Genomic DNA, 26059 nt, shown 5'->3' with positions numbered 1-26059 from the left:
ACCCATAGCCCGGCTATGGGGCAAAAAGACGGTAAAAAATGGACCGCTGCGGCCGATTTGCAGCCGACGACTTCCAAGTCCGACAGGCTCCTAGGCACCTGCGGCACAGGGCGGGGCCACAGGCGTTGGCACAATCAGCGGCTTGCACTGACTTGGCCCTGCCCTGTGAACACCATGCCCATCTGGAAGAAACCCATCGACCTGGCCCTGCTGAAGGCCGCCAACTGCAACACCGCCGTAGAGCACCTAGGCATTGAATTTGTCGAGGTGGGTGACGACTTTCTGCGCGCCCGCGTGCCGGTGGACCACCGCACCATCCAGCCTTTTGGCCTGCTGCACGGCGGCGTCAGCGTGGTGCTGGCCGAGTCCATGGGCTCCACCGGCGCTTACTACGCCCTGCCCGAGGGCTACCGCGCCGTGGGCCTGGACATCAACGCCAACCACCTGCGCTCTGCGACCAGCGGCTGGGTGACCGGCACGGCCAAGCCGGTGCACATCGGCCGCACCACACACGTGTGGCACATCGATCTGCACAACGAAGCGGGTGAGCTGACCTGTGTGTCGCGGCTGACGATGGCGATTCTTGCACCGAGGTAGAGGACTTCCCCCTGAGCGGCTGCGCCGCTTCCCCCTTCTCTCGAATCGCTGACGCGATTCGGGAAGGGGGACGATGCCCTCGCTGCGGGGCGGCCCTTTCTTGGCATCCCTGGCACGGGGCACGCCCATGGCACAGGCTGGGAATTTGATTGAACTCGGCCCCTAGCGCTTACCAGACAATCGTTAACAGCTATTTATTTAGTAGCATTTTGCTGTGCCAGGCGCTCGCTTTTCCAGTACACGTCATCCCCGCCATCCATGCGGTTGAGCACGCGGGCCAGCACGAACATCAGGTCGGAGAGGCGGTTGAGGTATTGGCGCGGGGCGTCGTTCAGCGCCTCTTCGTTGCCCAGGGCGACCACGGCGCGCTCGGCGCGGCGGGCCACGGTGCGGCAAACATGGGCTTGCGATGCGGCGCGGGTGCCAGCGGGCAGGATGAACTCCTGCAGGCGCGGCAGCGCAGCGTTGTGGTGGGCCAGGGCTTCGTCCAGCGCCAACACGGCTTCGGCCTTGAGCAATTCAAAGCCCGGGATCGACAGCTCGCCGCCCAGGTTGAACAACTGGTGCTGCACCTCGACCAGCAGGGCGCGGACTTCGTCGGGCATGGGCTCGCACAGCAGCAGGCCGATGTGGGAGTTGAGTTCGTCCACATCCCCCATCGCGTGGATGCGCAAGCTGTTCTTGGAGACGCGCTGGTTGTTGCCCAGGCCGGTGGTGCCGGCGTCGCCGGTGCGCGTGGCGATCTGTGAAAGTCGGTTGGCCATGTGTGGATGCAGTCAGCGAAGGAGGGATAGGCCCGATTGTCCCCGAGCGCACATTCCCCCTCCCGACCGCGCGGTCGAGATGCAAAAACGCCCCCTGCGCAAGGGCGCAAGGGGCGAATGACTCACGCTGAAGACGGCTGGCCGGACCGGTGAACGGGACACAGCCGCATGGATCGGTATCAGTGCGTGGCGGAAGTGCGGTTCAGCTTGTCAATGTCTGCCGTGGACACGCCCGTGTTGCCAGGCTGCATCTGGTTCCAGGCCTGCGCGTGGTAGGTGTCCCATTCGGCGCGCGACACCATGCCATCGCCATTGGTGTCCATCAGCCGCGCATTCACGCGCATGTCGGCCTTGGCCGCCGCCTTGCCGCCCGCAGCGCTGGGATTGATCTCTGCCACGGGGGCCGCGCGGCCATCACCGGCGGCAGGGTTGGCGGGCGCTACCGTGCTGCGGCTGGCGCGCTGGTCCACCTTGTTCTGGGCCGCCGACGCGGCAGCGCCTCCCGATGCCGCAGGGTTCACCTCGGCCGGAGGACGCGCGGTGTTGTTGGCGGGCGCCTGGGCCAATGCCGCTGTGCAGGCGAAGGCAGCGAGTGCGGCGAGAACGGTTTGCTTGTGCATGGAATAGCTCCTTGAAGTTGAACAACAGCATCCGCAGGGAATGCATGAAGGTCATTGTTGGAAGGAGCGTGGGCAGGGGCTGTAGGACACACGCTGGCATGCCGGTCAGCCCCTGCGAGCCCTGGGGCGTAGGGCGAGGCTCTGCCCGTAGCCAGGGAGCAGGCCTACGTTTGGCTACATCCGGCGCGGGCTCAGACACAAAACACGGCCGGGGCGTTACACAGCGCAGGCAAATGTAGAGTGAGGCAACAGCAGGCAAGAATGCTGGCGCCGCAAGCTGTGCTGCGGTGCAATGCAAGCCTGTTCAACTTCAAAGGAGCCAGGCTCAACATGAAAGCACTGCAACGACGCAACTACTCGTTCGACACGCGCAGCGTGATGCTCTTCGCAGCCCTCTCTTTGGGTGGTGTGGGTGCCTTGCAGGCACAGACCTCATCACCGTCCTCCCCTCCCCAATTCGGTCCCCAGAGCAAGAGCTCCGCACAGGCAGGCTCGGGCTTTTCGGTGGGGCCCAACAGTGGTGGCATTTCATCCGCAGCCACTGCCGCCTTTGACAAGGCCGACGTGAACAAGGACGGCCAGCTGAGCGTGCAAGAGGCCGCCACGCTGCCAGCCATCAGCCAACGTTTCAAGGAACTCGACACCGACAAGAACGGATCGCTGTCCCGCGCAGAATTCGACAAGGGGGTGCAGTCCTGACCCTGCCCACCGCTTACCCGCTCTGAGCCAGAGGCCGGGGTAGGCGCAACTACCAAACTGCAAAGCCTGCCCGCGCTGGAACTCCAGGGCGTGGGCAGGCCTTTGTGCGTACGAGCATCGGCAAATGAATTTCAGTCGTGCAACGACGACAAAAACTGCTGCAGTTCAGGCGTCTGCGGGCTGCCAAACAGCTGAGCAGGTGTGCCTTGCTCGTGCACCCGACCCTGGTGCATGAAGATCACGCGGTCGCTCACCTTGCGGGCGAACGCCATCTCGTGCGTGACCATCATCAGCGTCATGCCTTCTTGCGCTAACGACTCCACCACGCGCAGCACTTCGCCCACGAGTTCAGGGTCCAGCGCCGAGGTGATCTCGTCGCACAGCAGCACCTGCGGCTCCATGGCCAGCGCGCGGGCTATAGCCACGCGCTGCTGCTGGCCGCCCGAGAGCTGGTCGGGCATGGCATCAAACTTCTCAGCCAAACCCACACGCTGCAGCAGCTGACGCGCCTGCGCCTCGGCGGCCTTGGCATCGCGCGCCTTCACCAAGGTGGGCGCGAGCATGATGTTGCGGCCCACGCTGAGGTGCGGAAACAGGTTGAAGCTCTGGAATATCATGCCCACCTGCTGGCGCAGCGCGCGCATGGCTGCGGGGCTGTCGTGCAGCAGCTTCTGGCCGTTGACGCTGAGCGCGCCTTCCTGAAACTCTTCCAGCCCGTTCACGCAGCGCAGCAGCGTACTCTTGCCCGAGCCGCTCTTGCCGATGATGGCAATCACCTCGCCGCGCTGCACCTTGAGGTCAATGCCCTTGAGCACCTCGTTGCTGCCGTAGGACTTGCGCAAGGCGGTGATGTCCACGATGGGGGGCTCGCCCACCACGATGCCGTCATGCGCGGGGGCGGGGGTGGTTTCAACGGCGGTTGCCATGGAGTTTCCTTTCAAGCGATTGCGCCACCAGGCTCACGGGGAAGCACAGGGCAAAGTAGAGCAGCGCCACGCAGGCGTAAACAAGGAAGGGCTGGTAGGTGGCGTTGGAGATCATGCTTCCCGCCTTGGTCAGCTCGACAAAGCCGATCAACGAGGCCAGCGCCGTGCCCTTGATCACCTGCACCAGAAAGCCCACCGTGGGCGGCACCGCGATGCGCAGCGCCTGCGGCAACACCACATGGCGCAGCTGCTCGCCGAAGTTGAGCGCCAGGCTCTGCGCCGCCTCCCACTGCCCCTTGGGGATGGAGGCCACACAGCCGCGCCAGATCTCGGTGAGGTAGGCGCTGGTGTAGAGCGTGAGCGCCACCGCAGCGGCCGTCCACGGCGAGGTCTTGATACCGAACAGCGCAATGCCGAAGTACGCGAGGAACAGCTGCATCAGCAGCGGCGTGCCCTGGAACACCTGCACGTAGACGCCCACCGCACGGTCCACGCCACGTAGCTTGGACAGGCGCAGCACCAGCAGCACCAGCCCCACCAGGCCGCCGCCGATAAAGGCGATGAGGGACAGGGACACCGTCCAGCGCGCTGCCAGCAGCAGGTTGCGCAGGATGTCCCAGAGAGAAAACTCGACCATCTCGATTTACCTTCCCACCAGAAAACGTGCACCCATCCACATCAGCAGGCGGCGGGTCAACATGGACAGCACCAGGTACACGGCCGTGGCCAGGATGAAGGCCTCGAACGCGCGGAAGGTGTTGCTGGAGATGAGGTTGGCGGCATAGCTCAGCTCGGGTGTGGAGATCTGCCCGCACACGGCAGAGCCCAGCATCACGATGATGATCTGACTGACCATGGCGGGCCACACCTTTTGCAGCGCGGGCGGCAGCACCACACGCCGGAAGGTCTGGCCCGGCGTGAGGGCCAGGCTGTGTGCGGCTTCGATCTGGCCACGTGGCGTGGCCTCGATGCCCGCGCGGATGATCTCGGCCGAATACGCGCCCAGGTTGATCACCATGGCAAGCACCGATGCAAATTCGGGCGAGAGCTTGAGCCCCAACGCGGGCAGCCCGAAGAACAGGAAGAACAGCTGCACGATGAACGGCGTGTTGCGCACCAGCTCCACATAGCTGGCCACGACCCAGCGCAGCGCCGTGGGCCGGTGGCCCAGGTTGCGCGCCCGCGCCCAGGCGCAGGCCGTGCCCAGCAGCAGGCCCAGCACGGTGCCCACGATGGTGAGGCCCATGGTCCAGACCACGCCGCGCACCAGCAAAGGCCACGACGCGAAGACGGCAGAAAAATCGAGCGCAATCAGCATGCTTATGCCCTGCGGCGCTTGTCGCGCCGCAGGCCCTTGGGTTTCAGCAGTTCATCCGGTGCACAGCATCACAGGGGCAGGTCGCCCGCAGGGCGGCCGAGCCACTTGCTCGACAGCTTGTCGATGTCGCCGGACTTGCGCGCCTCGGCAATGATTTCGTTCACGCGCAGGCGCAGCTTGTCTTCGCCCTTGGCCACGCCGATGAAGTTGGGGCTGTCCTTGAGCAGCAGCTTGTATTCGGTGGCCAGGTTGGGGTTCTTGACCATGATGGTGCCGGCCGTCGATGCGCTGGTCGCAATCGCCTGCGTCTGGCCCGACACAAAGGCCGCAATGCTGGCGGCGTGGTCTTCAAAGCGCTTCACGTCCACGCCGGGGGGCGCAACCTTGGCCAGCTCCTGGTCTTCCATCGCGCCGCGCGTCACGGCCACCGTCTTGCCCGCCAGGTCGGCAAAGCTCTTGATGTTCAAGCTCTTGCTCGCAAACACGGCCTGGAAGAACGGCGCGTAGGCGGCCGTGAAATCGATCACCTTCTCGCGCTCGGGGTTCTTGCCCAGCGTGGAGATCACGAGGTCGGCCTTCTGCGTTTGCAGGTAGGGGATGCGGTTGGCGCTGGTCACGGGGATCAGCTCGACCTTCACACCCAGCTTGGCGCCGATGTAGTTGGCCATCTCCACGTCCAGGCCCTGGGGCTTGAGGTCGGTGCCGACAAAGCCGTAGGGCGGGTAGTCGGTGGGGATGGCGATCTTGATTTCCTTGGCCTTGAGGATGTTGTCCAGTGCGTTCTGCGCGTGGGCGGCGGGCGCCATCAATGCCGCTGCGAGGCCGGTGGCGGCAAGCACGCCCAGGGTCAGGCGGCGGGTGGACGAGGTGACGGTGCGGACGGTGGTCATAGCAGGGCTCCTAGGTAGGTGGATGCGTCGGCAGGTGCGTCTGGGTCAGACGCTGGGGGGATGGAACTCTTGGCAGCGCGGGGCTTGCGCGCGCGGGCTGGTGGGGTGGCTGGTTCCGGGCTCTTGCTCACCGGTGCCAGCGCGTCGCGCAACCCGGCCAGCGGATCGCTGCTGGCCTGCAGGCGCAGGGCCGATTGCACGGTGCCGATGTGCTCGGACATGAGTGCTTCGGCGCGGGCAATGTCACCCGCCTCCAGCGCCTCAACGATGCGCACATGGTCGGCACAGCTCTGCGCCGCATCGTGCGACGACTGGTAGAGCATGGCGATGAGCGTGGTGCGCGCCGTGAAGTCACGCAGCGTGTCGGCCAGCAGGCTGTTGCCCAGGCATTCGGCCAGGCACACATGAAAGTCGCCCAGCAGAAAGCTGCGCATGCCCACATCGGTGCCCGCCAGCGCGGCTTTTTCGCGCTGCAGGTGGCTCTTGAGCTGGCGCAGCGCCGTCTTGTCCACCACCTTGAGCTGGTGCAGCAAACCCAGTTCGATCACGCGGCGCGCCTCGAAGGCCTCGCGCGCTTCGTCCTGCGAGGGCTCGATCACATACCAGCCGCGCCGGGCACTGACGGTGACGATGCCGCGTGTGGCCAGCCGCGTGAGCGCCTCGCGCACGATGGTGCGGCTGCAGTCGAACAGCATGGCCAGCTGCTGCTCGCCGAGGCGGGAGCCGGGCGCGAGCTTTTGCGCCATCACGGCTTCGATGATGCGGTTGCTGATCTCGGTGGCGGTGGTCATTGCCTGCGGTATCGCAGGTTCCGTGCCAACTGGTATACAAGCTCAATGCACCAGCCTGGCGCACGGAGGCTGTGCACCATGGGGGCGGCCTGCCCCGCAACGAGGCGCGGGGCTGCGCCAAGCCGACCCAAAGGGATGCTGGTGCATGGATGTGGTGCAGCCCCTGGCGCTGGCGGGCCACTAACTACGCACGGCACCCTAACGGCCGCAGAAAGCTATCGCTTTTGCCTGTAGGGAAGCAACAAAGCCCCTCCGGGCGCAGCAAGCCGTTATACGAGTCCGGTCAGGCGCAAGACCCAGGACACCGCCAGCCCACCGCCCACTGCGGCCAACACCGCTGGGTGCCACCACGGCCAGCGCGCCACGCGGCGGCGGCCCTGGGCGCCTTCGACCACCGCCTGGCCCGCCAGTAGCACCAGCCACAGCAGCAGCACCAGCGCGCCCGGGTTAGCGGCCCAGGCGGCCGCCCAGTCGCCCTGGACCAGGGCTGCACAGGTATGGGTGCCGCCGCACAGCGGGCAGGGCATGCCCGTCAGCGCGCGAAACCCGCAGCCCAGGCCCAGCCCGCCCCGCCCCAGCCACGACGGCGTGGCAGCCATGGCTAGGGGCCAGCCCAGACCGAACGCCAACCGCAACCGCCGCGCGCTCCCATCCAGCGGCTGCCAGGCGGGCGTGCCGCCCACCGGCACCACAGCGGGTCCGGGGTCAGAGGGGAGGCAATGCGACCGGTTCATCGCCCACCAATTGGCGTGCCATGTAGTACGAGCCGATGGTGGACAGCGGCAGCGTCAGCAACGCGCCCACCCAGCACAGCAGAAAGCCCAGCGAGCCCACGATGCCCAGCACCAGCGAGCAGAAGAAGGCCGAGCCCAGGTTCTTGGTCACGATGGTCCAGGCCTGGCTGAAGGCGGCCACACCGTCGCGCTCACCGCGCGCCACGAGGAACAACGCCACCGGGGGCAGCGCCATGACCAGCAGGCCAGGGATGAAACACAGCATGAAGCCCAGCGACACGACCAGCGAGCTGATGAGCCCCGCCACAAACGCGGGCACAAAGTCGTCAAAGCCCCGAAAGACATCGCCGATCTGCACCGCTTCGCCGCGCGTCTCGCGCTCGATCATGCGCATGTAGCCCACCATCATGGGCCCGGCCAGCAGGCCGGCGCTGATACCGGCGACCACCATCACCAGCAAGGTGCACACCACATGGGTGAGGACGTTTTTCTTGAAGGTGCCCCAGGCACCCGACAGGCAATCTCCCACACTGGCTGAAGCCATGGCAATCCCTCTCTCTGTAGTTGGTTGGTCGCGCACAAGCGCCGGCCCAGTGTAGCGAGCCAGCTGCTGCTGTGGTACCCCCTGGCGAGAGATCCCAGAGAGCGGATCGCTACAGCACGCCCTCCCACAGCACGAACTGCTCCGGCTGCGTGTGGGGCGCGCAGAACAGTGTCTCGCCCACATGCTCGACCGACGGCTGTGCGCCGGCATACGGCGCCCATCCAGGGTGGCCATCCCGCGCAAACGCCACCCAGCGTTGCTGAAGCGCTTCGGACAGCGCAGCGGGCGGCGCGGGCCCTGCCAGCTCCTGCCCCGTGGATGTGCGAAGATTGCCGAACACAAACGGCAACTCCACCCCGTGCGCAGCGCCCAGGCGCCCGCGCCACTGCGGCGAGGGCCAGGTGAACTCATAGCCATGGGCGCTGCGGGCCCAGCGGCTGGCCAGCGCGGCAATGCGTTGCGCGGGCACGCGGTAGTAGTAGTCGGACTGCAATGCACACAGCCACTCCCCGGGCGTTTGCTGCGCGGGCGGCAGCAGGTGGCGCAGGGCCTCGGCGGCACCAGGGCTCAAACCCACATCCTGCGCGAAGGCATGGACCTGCGCCTCCGTCACCCGGTCTATGGCGCCGCCGGGCACATGGTACAGGCGCATCTCCTGCGCGTTGCTGCCCACCAGCACCTGCAGGTCGGGCGGCTGGGCCGCCCACTGCTGCGCAAGCGCCTCCACTGGCGGTGCGGTGAGCACTTGGCCATCGACCACGGGCCGCAGAGGAAAGAAGTTGCGCCCGCCCAGCCCGTGCTGCTGCCGCAGCGCAGGCTCGGACGCCAGCCGGTGCACGGCGTGCAACACAACGGTCTGCGGCGCTCCTGCTAATGCAGTCAGGGTGGGCTCCACCCCGGCCAGCGTGGCTACGGCGCGGCGCGCGGCGGCGGCTTCCTCCAAAGTTTGGCAGGCCACGCTGGGGCTTTGCAGAATGACACGCTGGAACAGCCCGCGCGACACGGGCATGCCCATCAAGCAGGCCACGGCCCCGGCGCCGGCCGACTGGCCGAACACGGTGGTGCGCGCTGCATCGCCGCCCCAGGCGTGGATATGGTCCCGCACCCACTGCAGTGCCAACATCAAGTCCAGCAGGCCGCGATTGGCAGGCGCAGCCTGCTCCTCGCCCTCGAAGTGCAAAAAACCGTCTATGCCCAGCCGGTACTGCACCGACACCAGCACCACGCCCCGCCGCGCGAGCACCGCGCCGTCGTACAGCGGCTCGCTGGCCGCGCCGCGAAAGAAGCCGCCGCCATGCACCCACACCATCACGGGCAGATGCGCGCCAGGTTCAGCGGGCGGCGCCCACACGTTGATGGCCAGGCAGTCGTCGCCCCCCAGCATGGGCGCATCGGCACGCGCGGTGCGGGGCAGCTGGGGTGCCATGGGCGCGAACGCCGTGGCATCGCGCACACCGATCCACGGCGAAGCTGGCACCGGCGCCGCAAACCGCAGCGCGCCGCGTGGCGCCTGTGCGTAGGGCATGCCACAGAAGACACGCACGCCCTCCTCCCACAGGCCGCGCAGCTGCCCACCATGGGCCAGCGTGACTCGGGGCTCCGCAGTGCCCACCGTCATTCGGTGGCCAGGCCCAGCTTGTCGATCAGTGGGCGCCACACGGCCGCATCGCGTGCCGCCCAGGCGCGTGCGTCGGCCGGCGCGGTGGCAGTGAGCGTGACGTTCATGGCTTCGAGGCGGGACTTGTACTGCGCATCGCCGCCCCGGCATTTCTCTGTGGCGGCATTGAGCCGGTTCAGCAGCTCGGGCGGGGTGCCGGCCTTGGCCACCACGGCAATCCACGCGGGCCGCGCCAGGTCGCTGGCGGCGGGCAGGGCCTCGGCGATGGTGGGCACATCGGGCAGCAAGGGCGAGCGCTGCGTACCAAACAGCGCCAGAGGCACCAGCTTGCCCGCCTTGACCTGCGCGGCCGCCGTGCCAATCACCAGCGTCATCGCGTGGATCTGCTGGCCCATGAGCGCGGTGAGGCCCGCGCCCTCGCCCACAAAGGGCACATGGGTGCCGGGCACGCCCAGCTTTTCGACGAGCGCAGAGGTCAGCAGGTGCGCCGGGCTGCCCTTGCCCGGCGAACCGAAGTTGATACCGCCCGGGGTGGCGCGCGCCAGCTTCTGCAGATCCGCCAAGCTGGCAATGCCCTGCCCCGCTGGCACAGCCAGCACCAGCGGCGATGTGCCCAGCACAGCCACGCCGTCAAAGTCGCGCAGCGGGTCATAAGGCTGCTGCTTGTAGACGTAGGGCGTGATGGTCATCTGCGACATGCCGATGCTCAGCAGGTTGTAGCCATCTGCAGGCTGGGCCTTGAGGTAGTTGACGGCCAGGATGCCGTTGGCCCCGGGCTTGTTCTGCACCACCACGGGCTGGCCCAGCTCGCGCGCGGCGCAATCAGCCCACACGCGGGTCATCGCGTCCGAGCCGCTGCCCGGCGGCTGCTGGGCGATGAGCTGGATGGGTTTCGCCGGGTAGGCTGCGGGCTGCTGTGCCAGGGCGCCACCGGCCAGGCAGGCGAGTGCGGCCAGCGCGACCGTGCGTGGAACGCGCGTGAATGCTGAGGTCATGGTGTGTCTCCTAGTGATTTTTTCGATGGATGTACGCGTTGCGTGGTGTGCAGGCGGGAGATGCCGCACACCACAACAAGCAGACAAATGGGGGATCAGCGGCGGCGTGTGCGCGCCTTTGGAGGCACAGCAGCGGCTTCGCACCGGGCGGCAATCCAGTCGGCCAGGCAGGACAGTTGCGCCTGCTGGGCAGCATCGGGCACGGTGGGCGGTGCAGACTGTGGTGCGGGTGCAAACAACTGCAGCAGCCCCAGCCCGCGCAGCGACGACAGCACCAGGCCCAGCAGGCCATCGCGGTCGGGCTCTGCCGCCAGTTCGGGGAAGGCGCCGAAGAAGCCTTCGTGCATGCGCGCCTGCACGATCTGGCGCAGCTCGGCAATGTGGCCCAACACTTCGGGCTGGTTGCGACAGCCCAGGTAAATGTTCCAGGCCACGATAAAGCGCGGCTGCGCATAGACCAGGATCCACACCGCCTGCACAAACTTCGCCGCCCGCTCGCGCGCTGGCAGCGCCGGGCTGGGCCAAAGCTCGCCCGAGCGCATGGTGGACTCGATCAGCTCACTGAGCACATTCATCATCAGCACCGCTTTCGATTCGAAGTGGTGCTGCACCGCGCCCGAGGTCATGCCCGCTGACTTGGCCAGCTCGTGGATGGACATCTCCTCCAGGCTGCGGTGCTGGATCACGTCGATGGCCGTGGCAATCAGGTGCTGGCGGGTGGCGGCGCTGCGCTCGGCATGGGTGCGGCGCGCTCCTGTCTTGGGGGAAACACGGTGGTTCATGGTGCTTTCACAATATACATTTCGAACGTAATGTATTTATGCAGACGCGGACCCACAAGTCCGTGAATACCCGCATCCCGAAGCGGGCCCAAGGTGGATCACCAGAGGCCACACACGGGGCCGAACCTAGAATGCTTCTCACTGACCGCACCCACCGGAGACACACACCATGAACGCCCCCACCGCTGCCGCCCACCTGCTGCCCGAAATCCAACTGCGCGACGTGCCCCAGGCCCTCATCGATGCGCTGCAAGCGCGCTTCGGCGCGCAGTGCTCGCTGGCCCAGGCCGTGCGCGAGCAGCACGGGCGCGACGAAGGCTCGCTGCAGGCCCCGCCACCCAGCGCCGTGGTGTTTGCCGAAAGCACGCAGGACGTGTCCGACGCGGTCAAACTGGCCAGCCAGTACAACGTGCCCGTGATCCCCTACGGCGCAGGCTCGTCGCTCGAAGGCCACCTGCTGGCCGTGCAGGGCGGCATCAGCATCGATGTGAGCCGCATGAACCAGGTGCTCAGCATCAACGCTGAAGACCTCACCGTGACGGTGCAGCCAGGCATCACGCGCAAGGCCTTGAACGAGGCCATCAAGGACACCGGCCTGTTCTTCCCCATCGACCCCGGCGCTGACGCCAGCATCGGCGGCATGAGCGCCACGCGCGCCAGCGGCACCAACGCCGTGCGCTACGGCACCATGCGCGAGAACGTGCTGGCGCTGGAGGTGGTGACTGCCAGCGGCGAGATCATCCACACCGGCACGCGTGCCAAGAAGAGCAGCGCGGGCTACGACCTCACGCGCCTGATGGTGGGCAGCGAGGGCACGCTGGGCATCATGACCGAGATCACCGTGCGCCTGTACCCGCTGCCCGAAGCGGTGAGCGCCGCCATCTGCTCCTTCCCCAGCATCGAAGCGGCCGTGCGCACCACCATTCAGATCATCCAGATCGGCGTGCCGATTGCACGCGTGGAACTCATCGACCACCACACCGTGCGCATGGTGAACGCGCACAGCAAGCTGACCCTGCGCGAGGAACCCATGCTGCTCATGGAGTTCCACGGCTCGCCCGCCAGCGTGAAGGAACAGGCCGAGATGGTGCAAGACATTGCCAGCGAATTTGGCGGCCAGGCCTTTGAATGGGCCAGCACGCCCGAAGAACGCACCCGCCTGTGGACCGCCCGGCACAACGCCTACTTTGCCGCCGTGCAAAGCCGCCCCGGCTGCCGCGCCATCAGCACAGACACCTGCGTGCCCATCAGCCGCCTGGCCGACTGCCTGCTCGAATCGGTGGACGAGGTGGAAGCCAGCGGCATCCCCTACTTCCTCGTCGGCCACGTGGGCGACGGCAACTTCCACTTCGGCTACCTCATCGACCCGAACAGCGCCGAAGAACGCACCAAGGCCGAAGCCATGAACCACACCCTGGTGGCCCGGGCCCTGAGCATGGGCGGCACCTGCACGGGTGAGCACGGCGTGGGCATCCACAAAATGGGCTTTTTGCTGGACGAAACCGGCACCGGCGCGGTGGACATGATGCGCGCCATCAAACGCGCGCTGGACCCGAAGAACATTCTGAATCCGGGGAAGATTTTCATCCTGTGATTGCTACTCTATTGATAGCTTAAAATACAATACCGGCAGGCGGAATCGGCTATTTTCTTGCATTCTTGTAGCACGCTGCGTACAGCTGGGCGCTCAGGCCCACCTCGCCTGTCCCCATGGGCCGTGCCCATGCAGGGGTGCACACTATGACCACTCCCGAAGCCGTGATTGCTTCGTACCTGGACCACATCCAGGACGAAGCCTATATCGAGGCAGCCCTGGCGCGCCACGGCGCGGCTGCGCTGGTGGATGCCGCCGTGCGCCTCGTACGCAGCCTGGAGACAGAGCGCTTCGATGACGCTGTCCTGTTCATCCGTGATGTCTCCATCGGACTTTTTCAGCAAGAGATCACGCTCGCATTTCGCGCACTGCTGCCAGGCTCGGGCCTGTTCGACGCGCTCGACCGGTGCCTGCGCGCGCCCGCTTTTCATATCCGCAGCCAGGCGGCCTACACGTTCGGAAAACTGAGCTACCCCGACAGCGCAGACCGCCTCATCCGCGTTCTGGAGGAGCGGCGCGACACAGACCCGCTGCTGGCACCCCAGCTCCTGTTCGAGATCCGCTGGTTGAGGTGGGACGACGAGGCCCATTGGCGGCGCATCCAGTGGCTCGCCGAAGCGCCCGAGGACGTCTGCCGCTGGGCGGCGCTGCAAGCGATTGAGGACACGGCCTCATGCCCGCCCGGAACCCCCATTGACGCGCTGTTGGCCGCTCTGCAGAACGACCGCTTTGACTACATCCGGGCTGAGGCCACCGGCCTGCGAAACAGGTCGAACCGGCAAACCCTCACACCTCAAGAGCCAATGGCCGCTGCCAAGCACACGCCCATGGCGTTTCGCGACCTGTCCATCCGCTTCTGGCACCACCACACCGCAGCCGACTACACCCCCGCCGACCTGCGGGCCTTTCTGGCACAGCAGGCGCCACCGCAGGGCAGGATCACAGCCTGACCACCGATGCCAAGATCCTGGAGAGCACCGCCCGATTCAGGACCGGATTGTCTCCTCTGCTGCCACCCCGTTGTCAGCAACATCGCCTACGCTGCGCACTGTCCGCAGCTCTCACTCGCACACCGTGGCCACACGCTCTGCCCCCGCATTGCTTGAAGACATCCGCTTCCTTGGCGAAACCCAGTACGCCATGGTGCAGGCCGTGCGCGCCCTGGTGCTGCAGCCGCCTTTTGAGGCGCCCACGGAAGAGGTGAAATACGGTGGCATTCTGTTTGCCGCGCAGGGGGTGTCGTTCTGCGGCGTGTTCGCCTACCAGGGGCATGTGTCGGTGGAGTTCGGGCGGGGCGCGCACATCAGCGACCCCTTCGCCCACCTGGAGGGGGCGGGCAAGGAGCGCAGGCACCTGAAGCTGCGCTCTATCGACGACCTGGTGAACAAGCAACTGGCGCAGTACCTGCCCCTGGCGCTGGAAGCCGCGCGGGCAAACACATAGCATGGGGATGCATGCTGCATGCTGCATGCTTGCAGCGGTACAGGCGCCGACGTATCGCCGTGCTGACCCACCCACCAACCACAACACGGTTTTCCCATGCGCATTGCTTTTGTCTCGGACATCCACGGCAACCTCGCGGCCCTTGAAGCCGTAGCGGCCGACATCACGCGCCGGGGCGCCGACCGTGTGGTCAACCTGGGCGACAACCTCTCGGGCCCGCTGCTGCCGCGCGAGACGGCGCAGTGGCTCATGGCCTCGGACTGGCTCTCGCTAGCGGGCAACCACGAGCGCCAGGTGCTGCAGCTGCGCCCAGGCCACGGTGGTGCATCGGACCAGTACGCGCACGCGCAGCTCACCGAGGCGGAATTTGCCTGGATGCGCAGCCTGACCCAAACCCTGCGCCTGGAAGAAGACATGCTGCTGTGCCACGGCTCGCCGCGCAGCGACCATGAATACCTGCTCGAAACGCTGGACGGCTCCACGGTACGCGCCGCCACCCCGACCGAGATCGACGAGCGCCTGTCGGGCCAATACGCCCCGCTGGTGGCCTGCGGCCACACCCATGTGCCGCGCCAGGTGCGGCTGGGAGCGGGCGTTTTGCTGGTTAACCCCGGCAGCGTGGGCCTGCAGGCCTATGGCGACGACCACCCTGTGGCCCACAAAGTCGAGAACGGCACGCCGGATGCGTGTTACGCCATCGCGGACCGCACAGCACAAGGCTGGCAAGTGGCGCACCACCGGGTGCCTTATAACCACGAGCCCATGGCGCTGCTGGCACAAAGGAATGGCAGACCGGAGTGGGCCCACGCGCTGCGCACGGGCTACATGCCGGTGTGAGCGCCTGTTTGCGCTCTCGCAGGGGATCGCAAACCGGCTCCAGCGACGTGCGCGCAGTCAGCCGTGCACCGCGCGGGAATCGGCAGGCGCCTGTGCCCGGTCGTCCATGCCATAGTCACGCACCACCGCCGCCACGCGCAGCCGGTAGTCGGCAAACACATGGTCGCGCCCGGCCGCCTGGCTGCTGCGGTGCGCCTCTTGCTGGCGCCAGAAGGCCAAGGCCTCGTCGTCGCGCCAGAAGGACAGGGACAGCAGCTTGCCGGGCGCGCTCAGGCTTTCAAAGCGCTCGATAGAAATGAAGCCGTCGATCTGCGCCAGCAGCGGCCTGAGCGCTGCGGCTGCATCCAGATAGGCGCTGCGCTGGCCGGGCGCAGGTGTGACCTCGAAGATCACAGCCATCATGTGACGGCCCCCTGTGGGTGGGCAGGCAGGCCCAGTGTGCCTTCCACCCCCTGCGTGAACGTGCGCTCCTCGCGCAGGATGAAGCGCTTGTCCTGCGCCAGAGCAAAGTTGGCGCGGCCTTCGGGGTCGGCGCGCAGGCGGGCACGGTAGGCCTCATAGGCGGCCAGGGAGTCAAAACCGATCAAACCCCAGGCCTCGTAGTTGCTGCCTTCGTGCGGCAGAAAGTAGCCCAGCAAATGGCCGCCGCAGCGGGGAATGATCTGGCCCCAGCGGCGCGCGTATTCGGCAAACGCCTCGCGCTGGAAGGGGTCGATCTCGTAGCGGATAAAGCAGGTGATCATGAAGCTCTGGATAGGTTGGTGGACAAGGGATTCACGATAGACGGTTGACGGCACTCGATGGTTCGCCCAAGATCGAACCATGAAAGACGGCCCCCACATCGCGCGCATTGCCGCGCTCATCGGCGACAGCGCACGCGCCGAAGTCCTCACCGCCCTGATGGCGGACCGCGCGCTCACGGCCACCGAGCTGGCCGACATTGCAGGCGTGACCAAGCAGACCATCAGCGCCCACCTCGGCAAGCTTCTCGATGCGGGCCTGATCGCCGTGGAGAGCCAAGGCCGGCACCGCTACTTCCGGCTGGCGGATCGGGATGTGGCGCACTTGCTGGAGTCGCTGATGAACGTGGCGTTTCGCGCCGGTGCCGTGCGGCTGCGCGCCAGCCCCCGCGAGCCAGCGCTGCGCCGCGCGCGCATGTGCTACGACCACTTGGCGGGCGAGGTGGGCGTGCAGTTTTATGAAGCACTGGTACGCCAGGGCATGCTGCAGGCCACACCCCAAGGGGCGGCCATCACACCCGCTGGCGCGCAGTGGTTTGCGCACGTGGGTATCGACACGTCCGCGCTGGGGCAGCAACGGCGCATGGTGTGCCGCCCCTGCCTGGACTGGAGCGAGCGCCGCCACCACCTGGGCGGCGCCCTGGGCGCGGCGCTGCTGCAGCGCCTCTTCGACGGGGGATGGGCCCAACGCGCTCAGGACTCGCGCGTGGTGCACTTCACCCCCAAGGGCGAGCTGGCGCTGCGCCAGTGGCTGGCCACCCATCCGGATGCCCCAAACCTCAGTGCCCCACAAGGCCCCGCAACATGCTGAACACATTGCTGCTTTTCATCGCCACGGCCCTCGCCGAAATCGTGGGCTGTTACCTGCCTTGGCTCTGGCTCAGCCAAGGCAAGCCCGCGTGGCTCCTGTTGCCTGCGGCCGCGAGCCTGGCGCTGTTCGTATGGCTCTTGACGCTGCACGACACCACTGGCGCAGGCCGCGTGTATGCGGCCTACGGCGGGGTCTACATCGGGGTGGCACTGGTATGGCTGTGGGCGGTAGATGGCATCCGCCCCACGCCATGGGATGTGGCGGGCGTGCTGGTGGCGCTGGCGGGCATGGCGATCATCATGCTGCAACCTGCGCGCTGACGCAGACTTGCGCCGTAGGCAGGGCGCAGGCCAGCACCTCAGGAAGCGACTCAGTTCACCTTGATCAACCGCCAGTCAATGCGGTTGTCCGGCCGCTGCACCAGCTCCACGTTTTTCTTCATGGCCCAGGCCAGCATCTGGTTGTGCAGCGGGATGTGGGCCACGGTGTCGTTCTGCAGCTGCAGGCCTTCGGTCAGCAGGCGGTTGCGCACGGGCAGGTCGGTCTCGGTCTTCACGCGGTCCACGATGTAGTCCATGCGCTCATTGCTGTAGCGGCCCAGGTTGTAGTTGCCGTCGCCGCCCGTGGTCTTGGTGCGGGTGAGCGACTGCAGTGTGTACAGCGCATCGAACGTGGGCACGCCCCAGCTCAGCAGCGCGATGCTGGCCTCGTGCCGCTGGGCCATGGGGTAGTAGCTCACGGCGGGCATGGTGCGCAGCTTGGCCTTCACGCCGATGCGCGACCACATGGCGGTGATCGCCTGGCACAGTTGCTCGTCCTGCACGATGGCGTTGTTGCTGCAGGCAAAGTCCACCTCAAAGCCATCGCTGTAGCCGGCCTGTGCCAGCAGCTCTTTGGCGGCATTGGGGTCGTAGGGCAGACGCTTGTCCACCGCGTCGGTCTACCCGTTGACCAGGGGCGACACCATGGCGCCGGTGGGTTTGGACATGCCGCGCATGGTCACGCGCTGCAGGGTCGCGCCATCGATGGCCTGGTACAGCGCCTTGCGCACGCGCAGGTCCTTCAGCGGGTTCTTGCCCTTGATGTTGCCGCCGGGCAGCTCGTCGCGGAACTGGTCCATGGCCAGGTACACGGTGCGGTTCTCCACCATCTCCATGACCTTGAGGTTCGGGTTGGCCTTGATGCGGCCCAGGTTCTGGATGCTGGTGTCGCGCACCATGTCCACCTCGCCGGACAGCAACGCGGCAATGCGCGTGGCCTCGGACTTGATGGGCAGGTAGGTGATCTCGGTCACGTTGCCTTCCGCCTTGCCCGCGTTCCACCAGCCCGGGTTGGCAGCGAACACGATCTTCTGGTCGGGCACCCATTCCTTGAGCACGAACGGGCCGGTGCCCATGGCATTGCGGTGCGAATAGGTTTCGTCCTTCGCCTTGATGTCCTTAGGCTCCACCGCGTTGTTCTTCTCGGCCCAGGCTTTGCTCATCACGCGCAGCTCGGTCAGCTGGTTGAGCAGCACCGGGTTGGGGTTCTTCAGAAAGATGTCGATGGTCTCGCCATCCACCTTGGCAATGCGGTCCATGCCCTGGGTGTAGATGGCATAGGTGGAGGTCTTGCTCATCGCGCGCTGCAGCGAATAGACCACATCGTCCGCCGTCATGGGCGATCCGTCGCTGAACTTCACACCCTGGCGCAGCTTGAAGCGCATCTGCATGGGGCTGACTGGCTGCCACGACGTGGCCAGCAGCGGCTCCACCCTGAGCGTGCGGCTGTTGAACATCACCAGCGACTCATACACCGCCGCATGGATGCCGTTGCCCAGGGCGCTGTTCTGCGAATGGATGTCCATGGTCTGGATGTCGCTGGAGCCGGACCACTTGAAGGGTTTGGCCAATACGGCGGGGGAGGCAACAACTGCCAGGGCCAGGGTGGCTACCGCCGGCAATGAGAACTTGAATGGCATGGAAACTCCCTCATCAATGAAGCGTGACGAACCTGCAATATGCAGCAGGACGCGCGCCAGCCCAAGCGCTTAGCAAGCGGTGTGGTGCCAGTGATTCATCGCTGGCGCTAGGACCGTTGCGCAATCACTGCGCCTGGGATACGCGCCGCCAACTGGCCGTGCATGTCACGGCTTTTTCGGCGCAGCCAGCGGGTACCGCGCCGCCGCCGCATCCGTCCCCACCTGCAGCAGGTTGATCACCCCCATCACATCGTCCACCAGCCACACGGCTTTCTCCAGCGCGTCGGACTGCGCCTGCGACTGCACGCAACCCTTGAGCGTCACCAGCCGCCGCTCGCCCAGCACCCACACGCTGGTGTCGTCAAAGCGGCCGTCCTGCTGGATGTAGCGCTGCACGCGCGGGATGATCTCGGCGTCGTACAGGTAGGAGTTGGGCAGGCGACAGCGCCCCACGCGGTGACAACTGCCGCCATGTTGGGAACGCACATGCGCCAGCTCGCGCACCTCGGCCTCGGTGTACAGCGGGCCCTCAGGCACGGGGCATTGCGGGATGGCGCTGGTGACTTGGACGAAAGGGTCGTTGAAGGCGTTGGTGCGCGGGGGGCCGTCGGCAGAAGCCTGGGCGGCTCCCCCTGCAGCGCACAGGGCCATGGCCGAGCCGCCCAGCAGGGCACAAAGCGACCGATACGACGGATACAAGCGCATGGATGAATCCCCGGCTGCGGGCCAGCGCCGCAGGCGACGCCATCCTACGGGCGTGGTGTTTTGCAGTAAAGACAGGCGCCGGTACGCAGAACGCGGCGCAGTCCTGCAGACGGCCCAATCCACAACGGGATGATGGAGGGCATGCTCCGGCAGCGGGACGACCCCGCAGACCAAACGCTTCATTATTGATAGCGAACAAGGCATATAACACCGGCGCATGCAGCAGATTGAATGCCCAAAAGGCCTGCAACACCCCGCCGCGCAAACCCGGGCGGCCCCACCGACTTTGCCTTGCCGCCTACGATGCCACACGCATGCTCCGCAATGACTTGATCGTCCACCGCCCCGAAGGCCTGTACTGCCCGCATGGCGACTTCTACATCGACCCCTGGCGGCCGGTGGAGCGGGCCGTGATCACACACGCCCATTCAGACCACGCACGCATGGGCTCGGCCCACTACCTGGCACACGAGGACAGCGCGGGCACGCTGCGCAACCGGCTGGGGGCGGACATCGCACTACAGACACTGGCCTACGGCAAGGTCATCGACCACCATGGCGTGCGCGTTTCGCTGCACCCAGCGGGCCATGTGCTGGGCTCGGCCCAGGTGCGCGTCGAACACGGCGGCCAAGTATGGGTGGCCTCGGGCGACTACAAGCTCGAAGACGATGGCACCTGCCCACCGTTCGAGCCGATGCGCTGCCACACCTTCATCACCGAATCCACCTTTGGCCTGCCCATCTACCGCTGGCCCTCGCAGCCCGTGCTGTTTGCCGACATCAATGCCTGGTGGACGGCCAACGCTGCGGCGGGCAAGGCCAGCGTGCTGTATGCGTATGCCTTCGGCAAGGCGCAGCGGCTGCTGCATGGCGTGGATGCCAGCATCGGGCCCATCGTGGTGCATGGCGCGGTGGAGCCGCTCAATGCCGTGTATCGCGCGGCCGGTGTAGACCTACCACCTACGCTGCGTGTGACGGACCCAGGCCTGACCAAGGCGGACCTGAAACGCGCACTGGTGCTGGCCCCGCCCTCGGCAGCGGGCACACCGTGGCTCAGCCGGTTTGGCGAACACTCCGACGCGTTTGCCAGCGGCTGGATGCTGGTGCGCGGCGCACGCCGACGCCGGGGCGTAGACCGGGGCTTTGTGATGAGCGACCACGCCGACTGGCCGAGCCTGCAGAAAGCCATTGGCGCCACGGGCGCGGAGCGCATCATCGTGACGCATGGCAGCACGGCCGTGATGGTGCGCTGGCTGTGCGAGCAAGGGCTGGACGCCCAGGTGTTCGCCACCGAATACGGCGCCGATGACAACGAGGACGATGCAGGGGCGGCGCCTGAGGTGCCAGGCAGCACACCTACACCCGAGGCAGCCGCATGAAGGCCTTTGCCCAGCTGTTCCAGGCGCTCGACGCCACCACCGCACAGTCGGCCAAACTCGCGGCACTGGTGGCTTACCTGCGCGTGGCACCGCCCGCCGATGCAGCCTGGGCCACGTACTTTCTCGCAGGCGGCAAACCCCGCCAGATAGTGCCCACCAAGCGCCTCAAGGTGCTGGCTCAAGAGGCTGCGGGCCTGCCCGAGTGGCTGTTCGAGGAAAGCTACCAGGCCGTGGGCGACCTGGCCGAAACGCTGGCGCTGCTGCTGCCGCTGCCCACCCAGCCCACCGAACTGACACTGGCCGAATGGATGGCCCAGCTGCTGCCCCTGCGCACCCTGCCGCCCGATGAGGTCGATACCCGTCTGCGCACGCAATGGGACATGCTGGCATCTGAGCAGCGCTTTGTGTACTTCAAGCTCATCACCGGCAACTTCCGCGTGGGGGTGTCGCGCCTGCAGGTGACGCAGGCGCTGGCCACGGTGAGTGCGCTGGACCCCAAGCGCATCGCCCATCGGCTGATGGGCTACACGCAGATCGGCAGGCAGCCGCAGGCCAGCGACTACCAGGCACTGATCGCGCCGGTGGACGACGATGCCAATACGCAGGATGCCGCCGATGCAGGCCAGCCCTACCCCTTCTTTCTGGCCCACCCGTTCAACCAGCCTGTGGCCGACATGCCCGCACTGCTGGGCACGCCCGGCGACTGGCTGGTGGAATGGAAGTGGGACGGCATCCGCGCGCAGATCGTGCGGCGCGCAGGCGCAGTCTGGGTCTGGTCGCGCGGCGAGGAACTGGTGACCGACCGCTTTCCCGAACTGGCCGAGGCCGCCCTGGCGGCCCTGCCCGATGGCACGGTGGTCGATGGCGAGATCCTGGTCTGGCTGCCCGATGAGCCCCAGCCCCGCCCCTTTGCCGACCTGCAAAAGCGCCTGGGCCGCAAGAGCCTGACCCCCAAGCTGCTGCGCGAGCTGCCCGTGGTGCTGGTGGCCTACGACCTGCTCGAACACGCCGGGCAAGACCTGCGCCAAGAGCCGCAACAAGCCCGCCGCGCGCTGCTGGAGACCACGCTGCAGCCGCCTGATGACACCGCCATCGCCCCCCCACCCCATAAGGCCCTGCGCCTGAGCGCACTGCTGCATGGCGACGGCTGGCAAGACCTCGCACGACAGCGCGAGGCTGCACGCAGTACGGGCACGGAGGGCTTCATGCTCAAGCACCGCAGCGCGCAGTACGGCGTGGGCCGCACCAAGGATGTGGGCGTGTGGTGGAAGTGGAAGATCGACCCCATGAGCGTGGACGCGGTGCTCATCTACGCCCAGCGCGGCCACGGCCGCCGTGCCAGCCTGTACACCGACTACACCTTTGCCGTGTGGACCGGGCCGCAGGACGACCCGGAGCGCCAGCTGGTGCCGTTTGCCAAGGCCTATTCGGGCCTGACCGATGCCGAGATTGCGCAGGTGGACGCTATCGTCCGCAAGACCACGCGCGAGAGCTTTGGGCCGGTGCGCAGCGTGGACGCGACGCTGGTGTTTGAGCTGGGCTTCGAGGGCATTGCGCGCAGCCCGCGCCACAAGAGCGGCCTTGCCGTGCGCTTTCCGCGCATGCTGCGCTGGCGGCAAGACAAGCCCGTGGCCGAGGCCGATACCTTGCAAACGCTGATGGCACTGCTGCCAGGGCAGGGCGTTGCGGCATGAGCACCACCCGCCGCCCGCGCAAGGCCCTGCCCCCGGTGGCACCGAGTGCCGCAGCCGACTGGATGGCCGCGCGCGGCTGGCAGCCCTTTGGCTTTCAGCACGACGTGTGGCGCGCGATGGGCGAGGGCCGCTCGGGCCTGCTGCACGCCACCACGGGCGCGGGCAAGACCTATGCGGTGTGGCTGGGCGCGCTGCAGCACCTGGCGCGGGCCGATGCCGCACCGGAGCCTGAAGAAGCCCACAACGCCCGCACCGCCCTGCGCACGCGCCGCGCTGCGGCACCACCCCTCACCGTGCTGTGGATCACGCCCATGCGCGCATTGGCTGCCGATTCGCTGCGCGCGCTGCAGGCGCCACTGCCCGACCTGGCCCCCACCTGGACCAGCGGCCTGCGCACCGGCGACACCCCCAGCGGCGAGCGCGCAGCGCAAGACCGCCGCCTGCCCACGCTGCTGGTGACCACGCCCGAAAGCGTCTCGCTGCTGCTGGCCCGTGCCGATGCGCGCGAACGCCTGGCCAGCGTGCGCCTAGTGGTGGTGGACGAGTGGCACGAGCTGGTGGGCAACAAGCGCGGCGTGCAGGTGCAACTGGCGCTGGCGCGCCTGTCCGGCTGGAACCCTGCGCTGCAGGTGTGGGGCATGTCGGCCACGCTGGGCAACCTGGAGGAGGCCCTGCACACCTTGCTGCCCCAACCTGCGCCCAGCGCGCCCGGCGCGCCGCAACCACCGCCCGCCACGCTGGTGCAGGGCCGCATCGACAAGCAGCTGGAGGTGCAGGTGATGCTGCCCGCGCGGGCCGACCGCTTTGCCTGGGCGGGCCACATGGGGCTGAGCCTGCTGCCGCAGGTGGTGCAGTCGATCGAAGCGGCGGCGTCCACCCTGGTGTTCACCAACACCCGGTCGCAAGCCGAGCGCTGGTACCAGGCGCTGCTGGAGGCGCGGCCCGACTGGGCCGGCGCCATTGCGCTACACCACGGGTCGCTGGGGCATGAGGTACGCGACTGGGTGGAGCAAGGCCTCAAGGCCGGGCAGCTCAAGGCAGTGGTCTGTACGTCCAGCCTGGACCTGGGCGTGGACTTTTTGCCCGTGGAACAGGTGCTGCAGATCGGCTCGGCCAAGGGCGTGGCGCGGCTGGTGCAGCGCGCGGGCCGCTCGGGCCATGCGCCGGGGCGCAGCTCCAGCATCACACTGGTGCCCACGCACAGCCTGGAGCTGGTGGAAGCTGCCGCCGCGCGCCATGCGCTGGCACAGGGCCGCATTGAAGACCGGCACACGCCACGTGCGCCGCTGGATGTGCTGGTACAGCACCTGGTCACGGTGGCGCTGGGCGGCGGCTTTGTGCCCGATGCACTGCTGGCCGAAGTGCGCCGCGCCCCGGCCTACGCGGCCTTGGCCGACAACGACTGGCAGTGGGCACTGCAGTTCGTGCGCCAGGGTGGCGCATCGCTGGCCACCTACCCGGACTTTCACCGCGTGGTGCCCGACGACGAAGGTATCTGGCGCGTGCCCGATGCCCGCCTGGCGCGTCGCCACCGCAGCAACATCGGCACCATCGTGAGCGACGCCGCCATGCAGGTGCAGTTTGTGAGCGGCGGGCGACTAGGGTCGGTGGAAGAGAGCTTTATCGCCCGGCTACGCAAGGGCGATGTGTTCATGTTTGCAGGCCGGCTGCTGGAGCTGGTGCGCACCCAGCAGATGACGGCCTATGTGCGCATCGCCCCCAAGGGCAGCGCCGCCCTGCCGCGCTGGAGCGGCGGGCGCATGCCGCTGTCGAACACGCTGGCCGATGCGATGCTGGAGCAGCTGGCGCAGGCCGAGCGCGGCGAGTTCTCCACGCCCGAGATGCGCTGCGCCCAGCCGCTGCTGGAGCTGCAGCAGGCCTGGTCGGCCCTGCCCACACCCAGCCGCCTGGTGACCGAGACCCTGCACACCCGCGAGGGCTGGCACCTGTACCTGTACCCGCTGGCTGGCCGCCTGGTGCACCTGGGCCTGGCCGGCCTGCTGGGCTGGCGCGCGTCGAAACAAGTGCCCAACACCTTCTCCATCGCAATCAACGACTACGGGCTGGAGCTGCTGTCGGCCAAGCCCGTGGACTGGGCCACGCTGCTGCCGCGCCTGATTGGCGAAGGCACGCACACCACCATCGGCAGCGGGCTCGAAGACGAAGTGCTGGCCAGCCTGAACGCCACCGAGATGGCGCGCAGGCGCTTCCGCGAGATCGCGCGCATTGCGGGGCTCATCTTTCAAAGCCACCCCGGCGAGCAGCGCAGCAGCCGCCAGTTGCAGGCGTCGTCGTCGCTGTACTACGACGTGTTTGCCCAGTACGACCCCGACAACCTGCTGCTGGCCCAGGCACGCGCTGAGCTGCTAACGAACGAACTGGACATGGAGCGCCTGGCGCGCACGCTGCGCGGCATGCAGGCGCAGACCCTGTCCATCCACGCGCTGGAGCGCCCCACCCCATTCGCCCTGGCGCTGATGGTGGAGCGCTTTCGCGAACGCCTGAGCACCGAGACCCTGGCCGACCGGCTGGCGCGCATGGTGCAGGCGCTGGAGCAAGCGGCCGACGCCACCACGGGCACGCACCTTGCGCAGCATGCCGCGCAGCCCACGGACATCGTGTGGGACCTGCCCGAAAGCTCTGGGCCCCGCACACCTCGCGCGCGCCAGGCTGCGGCTGGGGACGCCCCGCGCCGCGCCCGCAGACGCCACGGATTCTGAGCACGATGACCACGCTTCCCTTTCACACATCCGCCCCCGAGACGCAGGCCGTCCCTGCGCTCCCCATGGGTTCCCACGCCATCACCCTCCCCTGCGGCACCGCCCTCCAGCTGCTGCCCCAGCGCGCGCTGTGGTGGCCCGCCACACGCATGGTGCTGGTGGCGGATGTGCATTTCGGCAAGGCGGCCACCTTCCGCCGCGCGGGGCAGCCGGTGCCCCATGGCACCACGGCCGACAACCTAGAGCGGCTGGATGCGGTGCTGGCTGCCACTGGTGCCGACCACCTGGTGTTCTTGGGGGACTTTCTGCACGCGCGCAGCGGCGCGGCCGATGCGCTGTGGCAGCAGTTGCTGCCCTGGCGCCAGCGCCATGCGCATGTGGCGATGACCCTGGTGCGCGGCAACCACGACCTGCATGCAGGCGACCCACCGGCGGCGCTGGCGGTGGCGCTGGTCAACGAGCCCTGGTTGCCCTGCGCCGAGGCGCCGGTGCTGGCCTGCCACCACCCGCAGGCGGTGGCGGGCCACACGGTGATTGCCGGGCACCTGCACCCCACGCTGCGGCTGCGCGGCCCGGCACGCGATGCGCTGCGGACGCCCTGCTTTGGCTGGGGCAACGGGCAGTTGGTCCTGCCCGCCTTCGGGGCCTTCACCGGCACGGCGCCCGACACCCTGCCTGCGCACTGGGCGCAGTTTGCGGTGCTGCCTGGCCGGGTGGTGGCTGTTCCAGGGACTTTTTCGTAGGGTCTGCAGGGGGTGGCGCGCGGGCGCCAAGACGATCAAACTGCAGGGGGCCGCAGGGTGATTACCGCCTATTTGGTGAAAAAAAGTGCCCTGGGCTTATGATAATTTTGCATTGTGAGATTCGATTGCAAAAACAGCGGGCTGTGACAGCCCCG

27 protein-coding genes and 1 pseudogene are annotated in these 26059 nt (G+C 67.2%); 12 read left to right on the top strand and 16 right to left on the bottom strand.

Annotated features, from left to right (window positions below):
• Positions 1 to 174: 174 nt before the first annotated feature.
• A complete protein-coding gene (locus C8C99_RS15530) occupies positions 175 to 597 on the top strand; it encodes a hotdog fold thioesterase (RefSeq protein WP_108627193.1) in 423 nt (140 codons plus the stop codon).
• 194 nt (positions 598 to 791) lie between these two features.
• On the opposite strand, the gene C8C99_RS15525 is transcribed toward C8C99_RS15530, so the two are convergent.
• On the bottom strand, positions 792 to 1361 hold the full coding sequence (locus C8C99_RS15525) for a cob(I)yrinic acid a,c-diamide adenosyltransferase (protein ID WP_108626220.1): 570 nt from the start codon (positions 1359 to 1361) through the stop codon (positions 792 to 794).
• A 179-nt stretch (positions 1362 to 1540) separates the two neighbouring features.
• Positions 1541 to 1981: a hypothetical protein gene (locus tag C8C99_RS15520; RefSeq protein WP_108626219.1), complete on the bottom strand. Its 441-nt coding sequence runs from the start codon at positions 1979 to 1981 to the stop codon at positions 1541 to 1543.
• A 330-nt stretch (positions 1982 to 2311) separates the two neighbouring features.
• Here C8C99_RS15520 and C8C99_RS15515 point away from each other — a divergent pair, with 330 nt between their 5' ends.
• Positions 2312 to 2680, top strand: coding sequence for an EF-hand domain-containing protein (locus C8C99_RS15515; RefSeq protein WP_108627192.1), 369 nt, complete (start codon positions 2312 to 2314; stop codon positions 2678 to 2680).
• Positions 2681 to 2811: 131 nt separating this feature from the next.
• Here C8C99_RS15515 and C8C99_RS15510 read toward each other — a convergent pair whose 3' ends face one another.
• The 10 genes from C8C99_RS15510 to C8C99_RS15465 all read right to left on the bottom strand — a co-directional run bounded on the left by C8C99_RS15510 (position 2812) and on the right by C8C99_RS15465 (position 11278).
• Complete coding sequence (locus C8C99_RS15510; protein ID WP_108626218.1) at positions 2812 to 3606, bottom strand: amino acid ABC transporter ATP-binding protein; 795 nt, start codon at positions 3604 to 3606, stop codon at positions 2812 to 2814.
• Complete coding sequence (locus C8C99_RS15505) at positions 3590 to 4243, bottom strand: amino acid ABC transporter permease (RefSeq protein ID WP_108626217.1); 654 nt, start codon at positions 4241 to 4243, stop codon at positions 3590 to 3592. The genes C8C99_RS15510 and C8C99_RS15505 overlap by 17 nt, the downstream gene beginning before the upstream one ends.
• A 6-nt stretch (positions 4244 to 4249) precedes the next feature.
• Complete coding sequence (locus tag C8C99_RS15500) at positions 4250 to 4924, bottom strand: amino acid ABC transporter permease (RefSeq protein WP_108626216.1); 675 nt, start codon at positions 4922 to 4924, stop codon at positions 4250 to 4252.
• 68 nt (positions 4925 to 4992) lie between these two features.
• A complete protein-coding gene (locus C8C99_RS15495) occupies positions 4993 to 5814 on the bottom strand; it encodes a transporter substrate-binding domain-containing protein (protein WP_063462183.1) in 822 nt (273 codons plus the stop codon).
• Positions 5811 to 6605, bottom strand: a complete 795-nt coding sequence (locus tag C8C99_RS15490) for a GntR family transcriptional regulator (protein ID WP_108626215.1) — start codon at positions 6603 to 6605, stop codon at positions 5811 to 5813. The genes C8C99_RS15495 and C8C99_RS15490 overlap by 4 nt, the downstream gene beginning before the upstream one ends.
• Positions 6606 to 6874: 269 nt before the next feature.
• Positions 6875 to 7204 carry a DUF2752 domain-containing protein gene (locus tag C8C99_RS15485; RefSeq protein WP_233247240.1) on the bottom strand — a complete coding sequence of 110 codons (330 nt, stop codon included), beginning with the start codon at positions 7202 to 7204 and terminating at the stop codon, positions 6875 to 6877.
• Between the two features lie 106 nt (positions 7205 to 7310).
• Positions 7311 to 7883: a hypothetical protein gene (locus C8C99_RS15480; protein ID WP_056643459.1), complete on the bottom strand. Its 573-nt coding sequence runs from the start codon at positions 7881 to 7883 to the stop codon at positions 7311 to 7313.
• A gap of 109 nt (positions 7884 to 7992) precedes the next feature.
• On the bottom strand, positions 7993 to 9501 hold the full coding sequence (locus C8C99_RS15475; protein ID WP_108626213.1) for a carboxylesterase/lipase family protein: 1509 nt from the start codon (positions 9499 to 9501) through the stop codon (positions 7993 to 7995).
• Entirely contained in the window at positions 9498 to 10496 is a 999-nt protein-coding gene (locus tag C8C99_RS15470; protein WP_056643461.1) for a tripartite tricarboxylate transporter substrate binding protein, read from the bottom strand. The genes C8C99_RS15475 and C8C99_RS15470 overlap by 4 nt, the downstream gene beginning before the upstream one ends.
• A gap of 95 nt (positions 10497 to 10591) precedes the next feature.
• A complete protein-coding gene (locus tag C8C99_RS15465) occupies positions 10592 to 11278 on the bottom strand; it encodes a TetR family transcriptional regulator (protein ID WP_056643462.1) in 687 nt (228 codons plus the stop codon).
• Positions 11279 to 11447: 169 nt separating this feature from the next.
• Between C8C99_RS15465 and C8C99_RS15460 the strand changes: the two genes are divergently transcribed.
• The 4 genes from C8C99_RS15460 (at position 11448) to C8C99_RS15445 (ending at position 15152) form a co-directional block, all read left to right on the top strand.
• Positions 11448 to 12872 carry an FAD-binding oxidoreductase gene (locus C8C99_RS15460; protein ID WP_108626212.1) on the top strand — a complete coding sequence of 475 codons (1425 nt, stop codon included), beginning with the start codon at positions 11448 to 11450 and terminating at the stop codon, positions 12870 to 12872.
• A gap of 146 nt (positions 12873 to 13018) precedes the next feature.
• Positions 13019 to 13822, top strand: a complete 804-nt coding sequence (locus C8C99_RS15455) for a hypothetical protein (RefSeq protein ID WP_056643465.1) — start codon at positions 13019 to 13021, stop codon at positions 13820 to 13822.
• A gap of 124 nt (positions 13823 to 13946) precedes the next feature.
• Positions 13947 to 14315, top strand: coding sequence for a DUF1801 domain-containing protein (locus C8C99_RS15450; protein ID WP_056643470.1), 369 nt, complete (start codon positions 13947 to 13949; stop codon positions 14313 to 14315).
• Positions 14316 to 14411: 96 nt separating this feature from the next.
• Positions 14412 to 15152, top strand: a complete 741-nt coding sequence (locus tag C8C99_RS15445; protein WP_056643472.1) for a metallophosphoesterase — start codon at positions 14412 to 14414, stop codon at positions 15150 to 15152.
• A 57-nt stretch (positions 15153 to 15209) separates the two neighbouring features.
• On the opposite strand, the gene C8C99_RS15440 is transcribed toward C8C99_RS15445, so the two are convergent.
• Positions 15210 to 15554 carry an antibiotic biosynthesis monooxygenase gene (locus C8C99_RS15440; protein WP_056643474.1) on the bottom strand — a complete coding sequence of 115 codons (345 nt, stop codon included), beginning with the start codon at positions 15552 to 15554 and terminating at the stop codon, positions 15210 to 15212.
• Positions 15551 to 15895 carry an NIPSNAP family protein gene (locus C8C99_RS15435; protein ID WP_056643475.1) on the bottom strand — a complete coding sequence of 115 codons (345 nt, stop codon included), beginning with the start codon at positions 15893 to 15895 and terminating at the stop codon, positions 15551 to 15553. The genes C8C99_RS15440 and C8C99_RS15435 overlap by 4 nt, the downstream gene beginning before the upstream one ends.
• A gap of 79 nt (positions 15896 to 15974) precedes the next feature.
• On the opposite strand from C8C99_RS15435, the gene C8C99_RS15430 reads away from it, so the two are divergent.
• Complete coding sequence (locus C8C99_RS15430) at positions 15975 to 16703, top strand: helix-turn-helix transcriptional regulator (RefSeq protein WP_056643476.1); 729 nt, start codon at positions 15975 to 15977, stop codon at positions 16701 to 16703.
• The gene (locus C8C99_RS15425; RefSeq protein ID WP_199226424.1) at positions 16697 to 17023 is read left to right on the top strand and encodes a YnfA family protein; all 327 of its coding nucleotides are present in this window, start codon (positions 16697 to 16699) and stop codon (positions 17021 to 17023) included. The genes C8C99_RS15430 and C8C99_RS15425 overlap by 7 nt, the downstream gene beginning before the upstream one ends.
• Positions 17024 to 17073: 50 nt before the next feature.
• Here the strand turns inward: C8C99_RS15425 and C8C99_RS15420 are convergent.
• Together C8C99_RS15420 and C8C99_RS15415 are read right to left on the bottom strand one after the other, a co-directional pair.
• A pseudogene (locus C8C99_RS15420) lies at positions 17074 to 18663 on the bottom strand (ABC transporter substrate-binding protein).
• 165 nt (positions 18664 to 18828) lie between these two features.
• Entirely contained in the window at positions 18829 to 19314 is a 486-nt protein-coding gene (locus C8C99_RS15415) for a BON domain-containing protein (RefSeq protein WP_056643642.1), read from the bottom strand.
• A 368-nt stretch (positions 19315 to 19682) separates the two neighbouring features.
• On the opposite strand from C8C99_RS15415, the gene C8C99_RS15410 reads away from it, so the two are divergent.
• From C8C99_RS15410 to pdeM, 4 genes are read left to right on the top strand one after another with little or no spacing between them, the layout of a single operon-like run.
• On the top strand, positions 19683 to 20747 hold the full coding sequence (locus C8C99_RS15410) for a ligase-associated DNA damage response exonuclease (RefSeq protein WP_056643480.1): 1065 nt from the start codon (positions 19683 to 19685) through the stop codon (positions 20745 to 20747).
• On the top strand, positions 20744 to 22441 hold the full coding sequence (locus C8C99_RS15405; RefSeq protein WP_108626210.1) for an ATP-dependent DNA ligase: 1698 nt from the start codon (positions 20744 to 20746) through the stop codon (positions 22439 to 22441). The genes C8C99_RS15410 and C8C99_RS15405 overlap by 4 nt, the downstream gene beginning before the upstream one ends.
• The gene (locus tag C8C99_RS15400; RefSeq protein ID WP_108626209.1) at positions 22438 to 25161 is read left to right on the top strand and encodes a ligase-associated DNA damage response DEXH box helicase; all 2724 of its coding nucleotides are present in this window, start codon (positions 22438 to 22440) and stop codon (positions 25159 to 25161) included. The genes C8C99_RS15405 and C8C99_RS15400 overlap by 4 nt, the downstream gene beginning before the upstream one ends.
• Before the next feature lie 5 nt (positions 25162 to 25166).
• Positions 25167 to 25904, top strand: a complete 738-nt coding sequence (pdeM, locus tag C8C99_RS15395) for a ligase-associated DNA damage response endonuclease PdeM (protein WP_108626208.1) — start codon at positions 25167 to 25169, stop codon at positions 25902 to 25904.
• Positions 25905 to 26059 lie beyond the last annotated feature (155 nt).

Origin of the sequence: Acidovorax sp. 107 (genome assembly GCF_003058055.1) — a bacterium.
Lineage (GTDB): Bacteria > Pseudomonadota > Gammaproteobacteria > Burkholderiales > Burkholderiaceae_C > Acidovorax.
Note: the sequence above shows the minus strand (reverse complement) of the source record. Positions and strands in the feature narration are given on the sequence as shown.

Coding starts and splice junctions, on each gene's coding strand:
- C8C99_RS15530 (WP_108627193.1), top strand. CDS start 175: ATGCCCATCTGGAAGAAACCCATCGACCTGGCCCTGCTGAAGGCCGCC.
- C8C99_RS15525 (WP_108626220.1), bottom strand. CDS start 1,361: ATGGCCAACCGACTTTCACAGATCGCCACGCGCACCGGCGACGCCGGC.
- C8C99_RS15520 (WP_108626219.1), bottom strand. CDS start 1,981: ATGCACAAGCAAACCGTTCTCGCCGCACTCGCTGCCTTCGCCTGCACA.
- C8C99_RS15515 (WP_108627192.1), top strand. CDS start 2,312: ATGAAAGCACTGCAACGACGCAACTACTCGTTCGACACGCGCAGCGTG.
- C8C99_RS15510 (WP_108626218.1), bottom strand. CDS start 3,606: ATGGCAACCGCCGTTGAAACCACCCCCGCCCCCGCGCATGACGGCATC.
- C8C99_RS15505 (WP_108626217.1), bottom strand. CDS start 4,243: ATGGTCGAGTTTTCTCTCTGGGACATCCTGCGCAACCTGCTGCTGGCA.
- C8C99_RS15500 (WP_108626216.1), bottom strand. CDS start 4,924: ATGCTGATTGCGCTCGATTTTTCTGCCGTCTTCGCGTCGTGGCCTTTG.
- C8C99_RS15495 (WP_063462183.1), bottom strand. CDS start 5,814: ATGACCACCGTCCGCACCGTCACCTCGTCCACCCGCCGCCTGACCCTG.
- C8C99_RS15490 (WP_108626215.1), bottom strand. CDS start 6,605: ATGACCACCGCCACCGAGATCAGCAACCGCATCATCGAAGCCGTGATG.
- C8C99_RS15485 (WP_233247240.1), bottom strand. CDS start 7,204: ATGGCTGCCACGCCGTCGTGGCTGGGGCGGGGCGGGCTGGGCCTGGGC.
- C8C99_RS15480 (WP_056643459.1), bottom strand. CDS start 7,883: ATGGCTTCAGCCAGTGTGGGAGATTGCCTGTCGGGTGCCTGGGGCACC.
- C8C99_RS15475 (WP_108626213.1), bottom strand. CDS start 9,501: ATGACGGTGGGCACTGCGGAGCCCCGAGTCACGCTGGCCCATGGTGGG.
- C8C99_RS15470 (WP_056643461.1), bottom strand. CDS start 10,496: ATGACCTCAGCATTCACGCGCGTTCCACGCACGGTCGCGCTGGCCGCA.
- C8C99_RS15465 (WP_056643462.1), bottom strand. CDS start 11,278: ATGAACCACCGTGTTTCCCCCAAGACAGGAGCGCGCCGCACCCATGCC.
- C8C99_RS15460 (WP_108626212.1), top strand. CDS start 11,448: ATGAACGCCCCCACCGCTGCCGCCCACCTGCTGCCCGAAATCCAACTG.
- C8C99_RS15455 (WP_056643465.1), top strand. CDS start 13,019: ATGACCACTCCCGAAGCCGTGATTGCTTCGTACCTGGACCACATCCAG.
- C8C99_RS15445 (WP_056643472.1), top strand. CDS start 14,412: ATGCGCATTGCTTTTGTCTCGGACATCCACGGCAACCTCGCGGCCCTT.
- C8C99_RS15440 (WP_056643474.1), bottom strand. CDS start 15,554: ATGATGGCTGTGATCTTCGAGGTCACACCTGCGCCCGGCCAGCGCAGC.
- C8C99_RS15435 (WP_056643475.1), bottom strand. CDS start 15,895: ATGATCACCTGCTTTATCCGCTACGAGATCGACCCCTTCCAGCGCGAG.
- C8C99_RS15430 (WP_056643476.1), top strand. CDS start 15,975: ATGAAAGACGGCCCCCACATCGCGCGCATTGCCGCGCTCATCGGCGAC.
- C8C99_RS15425 (WP_199226424.1), top strand. CDS start 16,697: ATGCTGAACACATTGCTGCTTTTCATCGCCACGGCCCTCGCCGAAATC.
- C8C99_RS15415 (WP_056643642.1), bottom strand. CDS start 19,314: ATGGCCCTGTGCGCTGCAGGGGGAGCCGCCCAGGCTTCTGCCGACGGC.
- C8C99_RS15410 (WP_056643480.1), top strand. CDS start 19,683: ATGCTCCGCAATGACTTGATCGTCCACCGCCCCGAAGGCCTGTACTGC.
- C8C99_RS15405 (WP_108626210.1), top strand. CDS start 20,744: ATGAAGGCCTTTGCCCAGCTGTTCCAGGCGCTCGACGCCACCACCGCA.
- C8C99_RS15400 (WP_108626209.1), top strand. CDS start 22,438: ATGAGCACCACCCGCCGCCCGCGCAAGGCCCTGCCCCCGGTGGCACCG.
- pdeM (WP_108626208.1), top strand. CDS start 25,167: ATGACCACGCTTCCCTTTCACACATCCGCCCCCGAGACGCAGGCCGTC.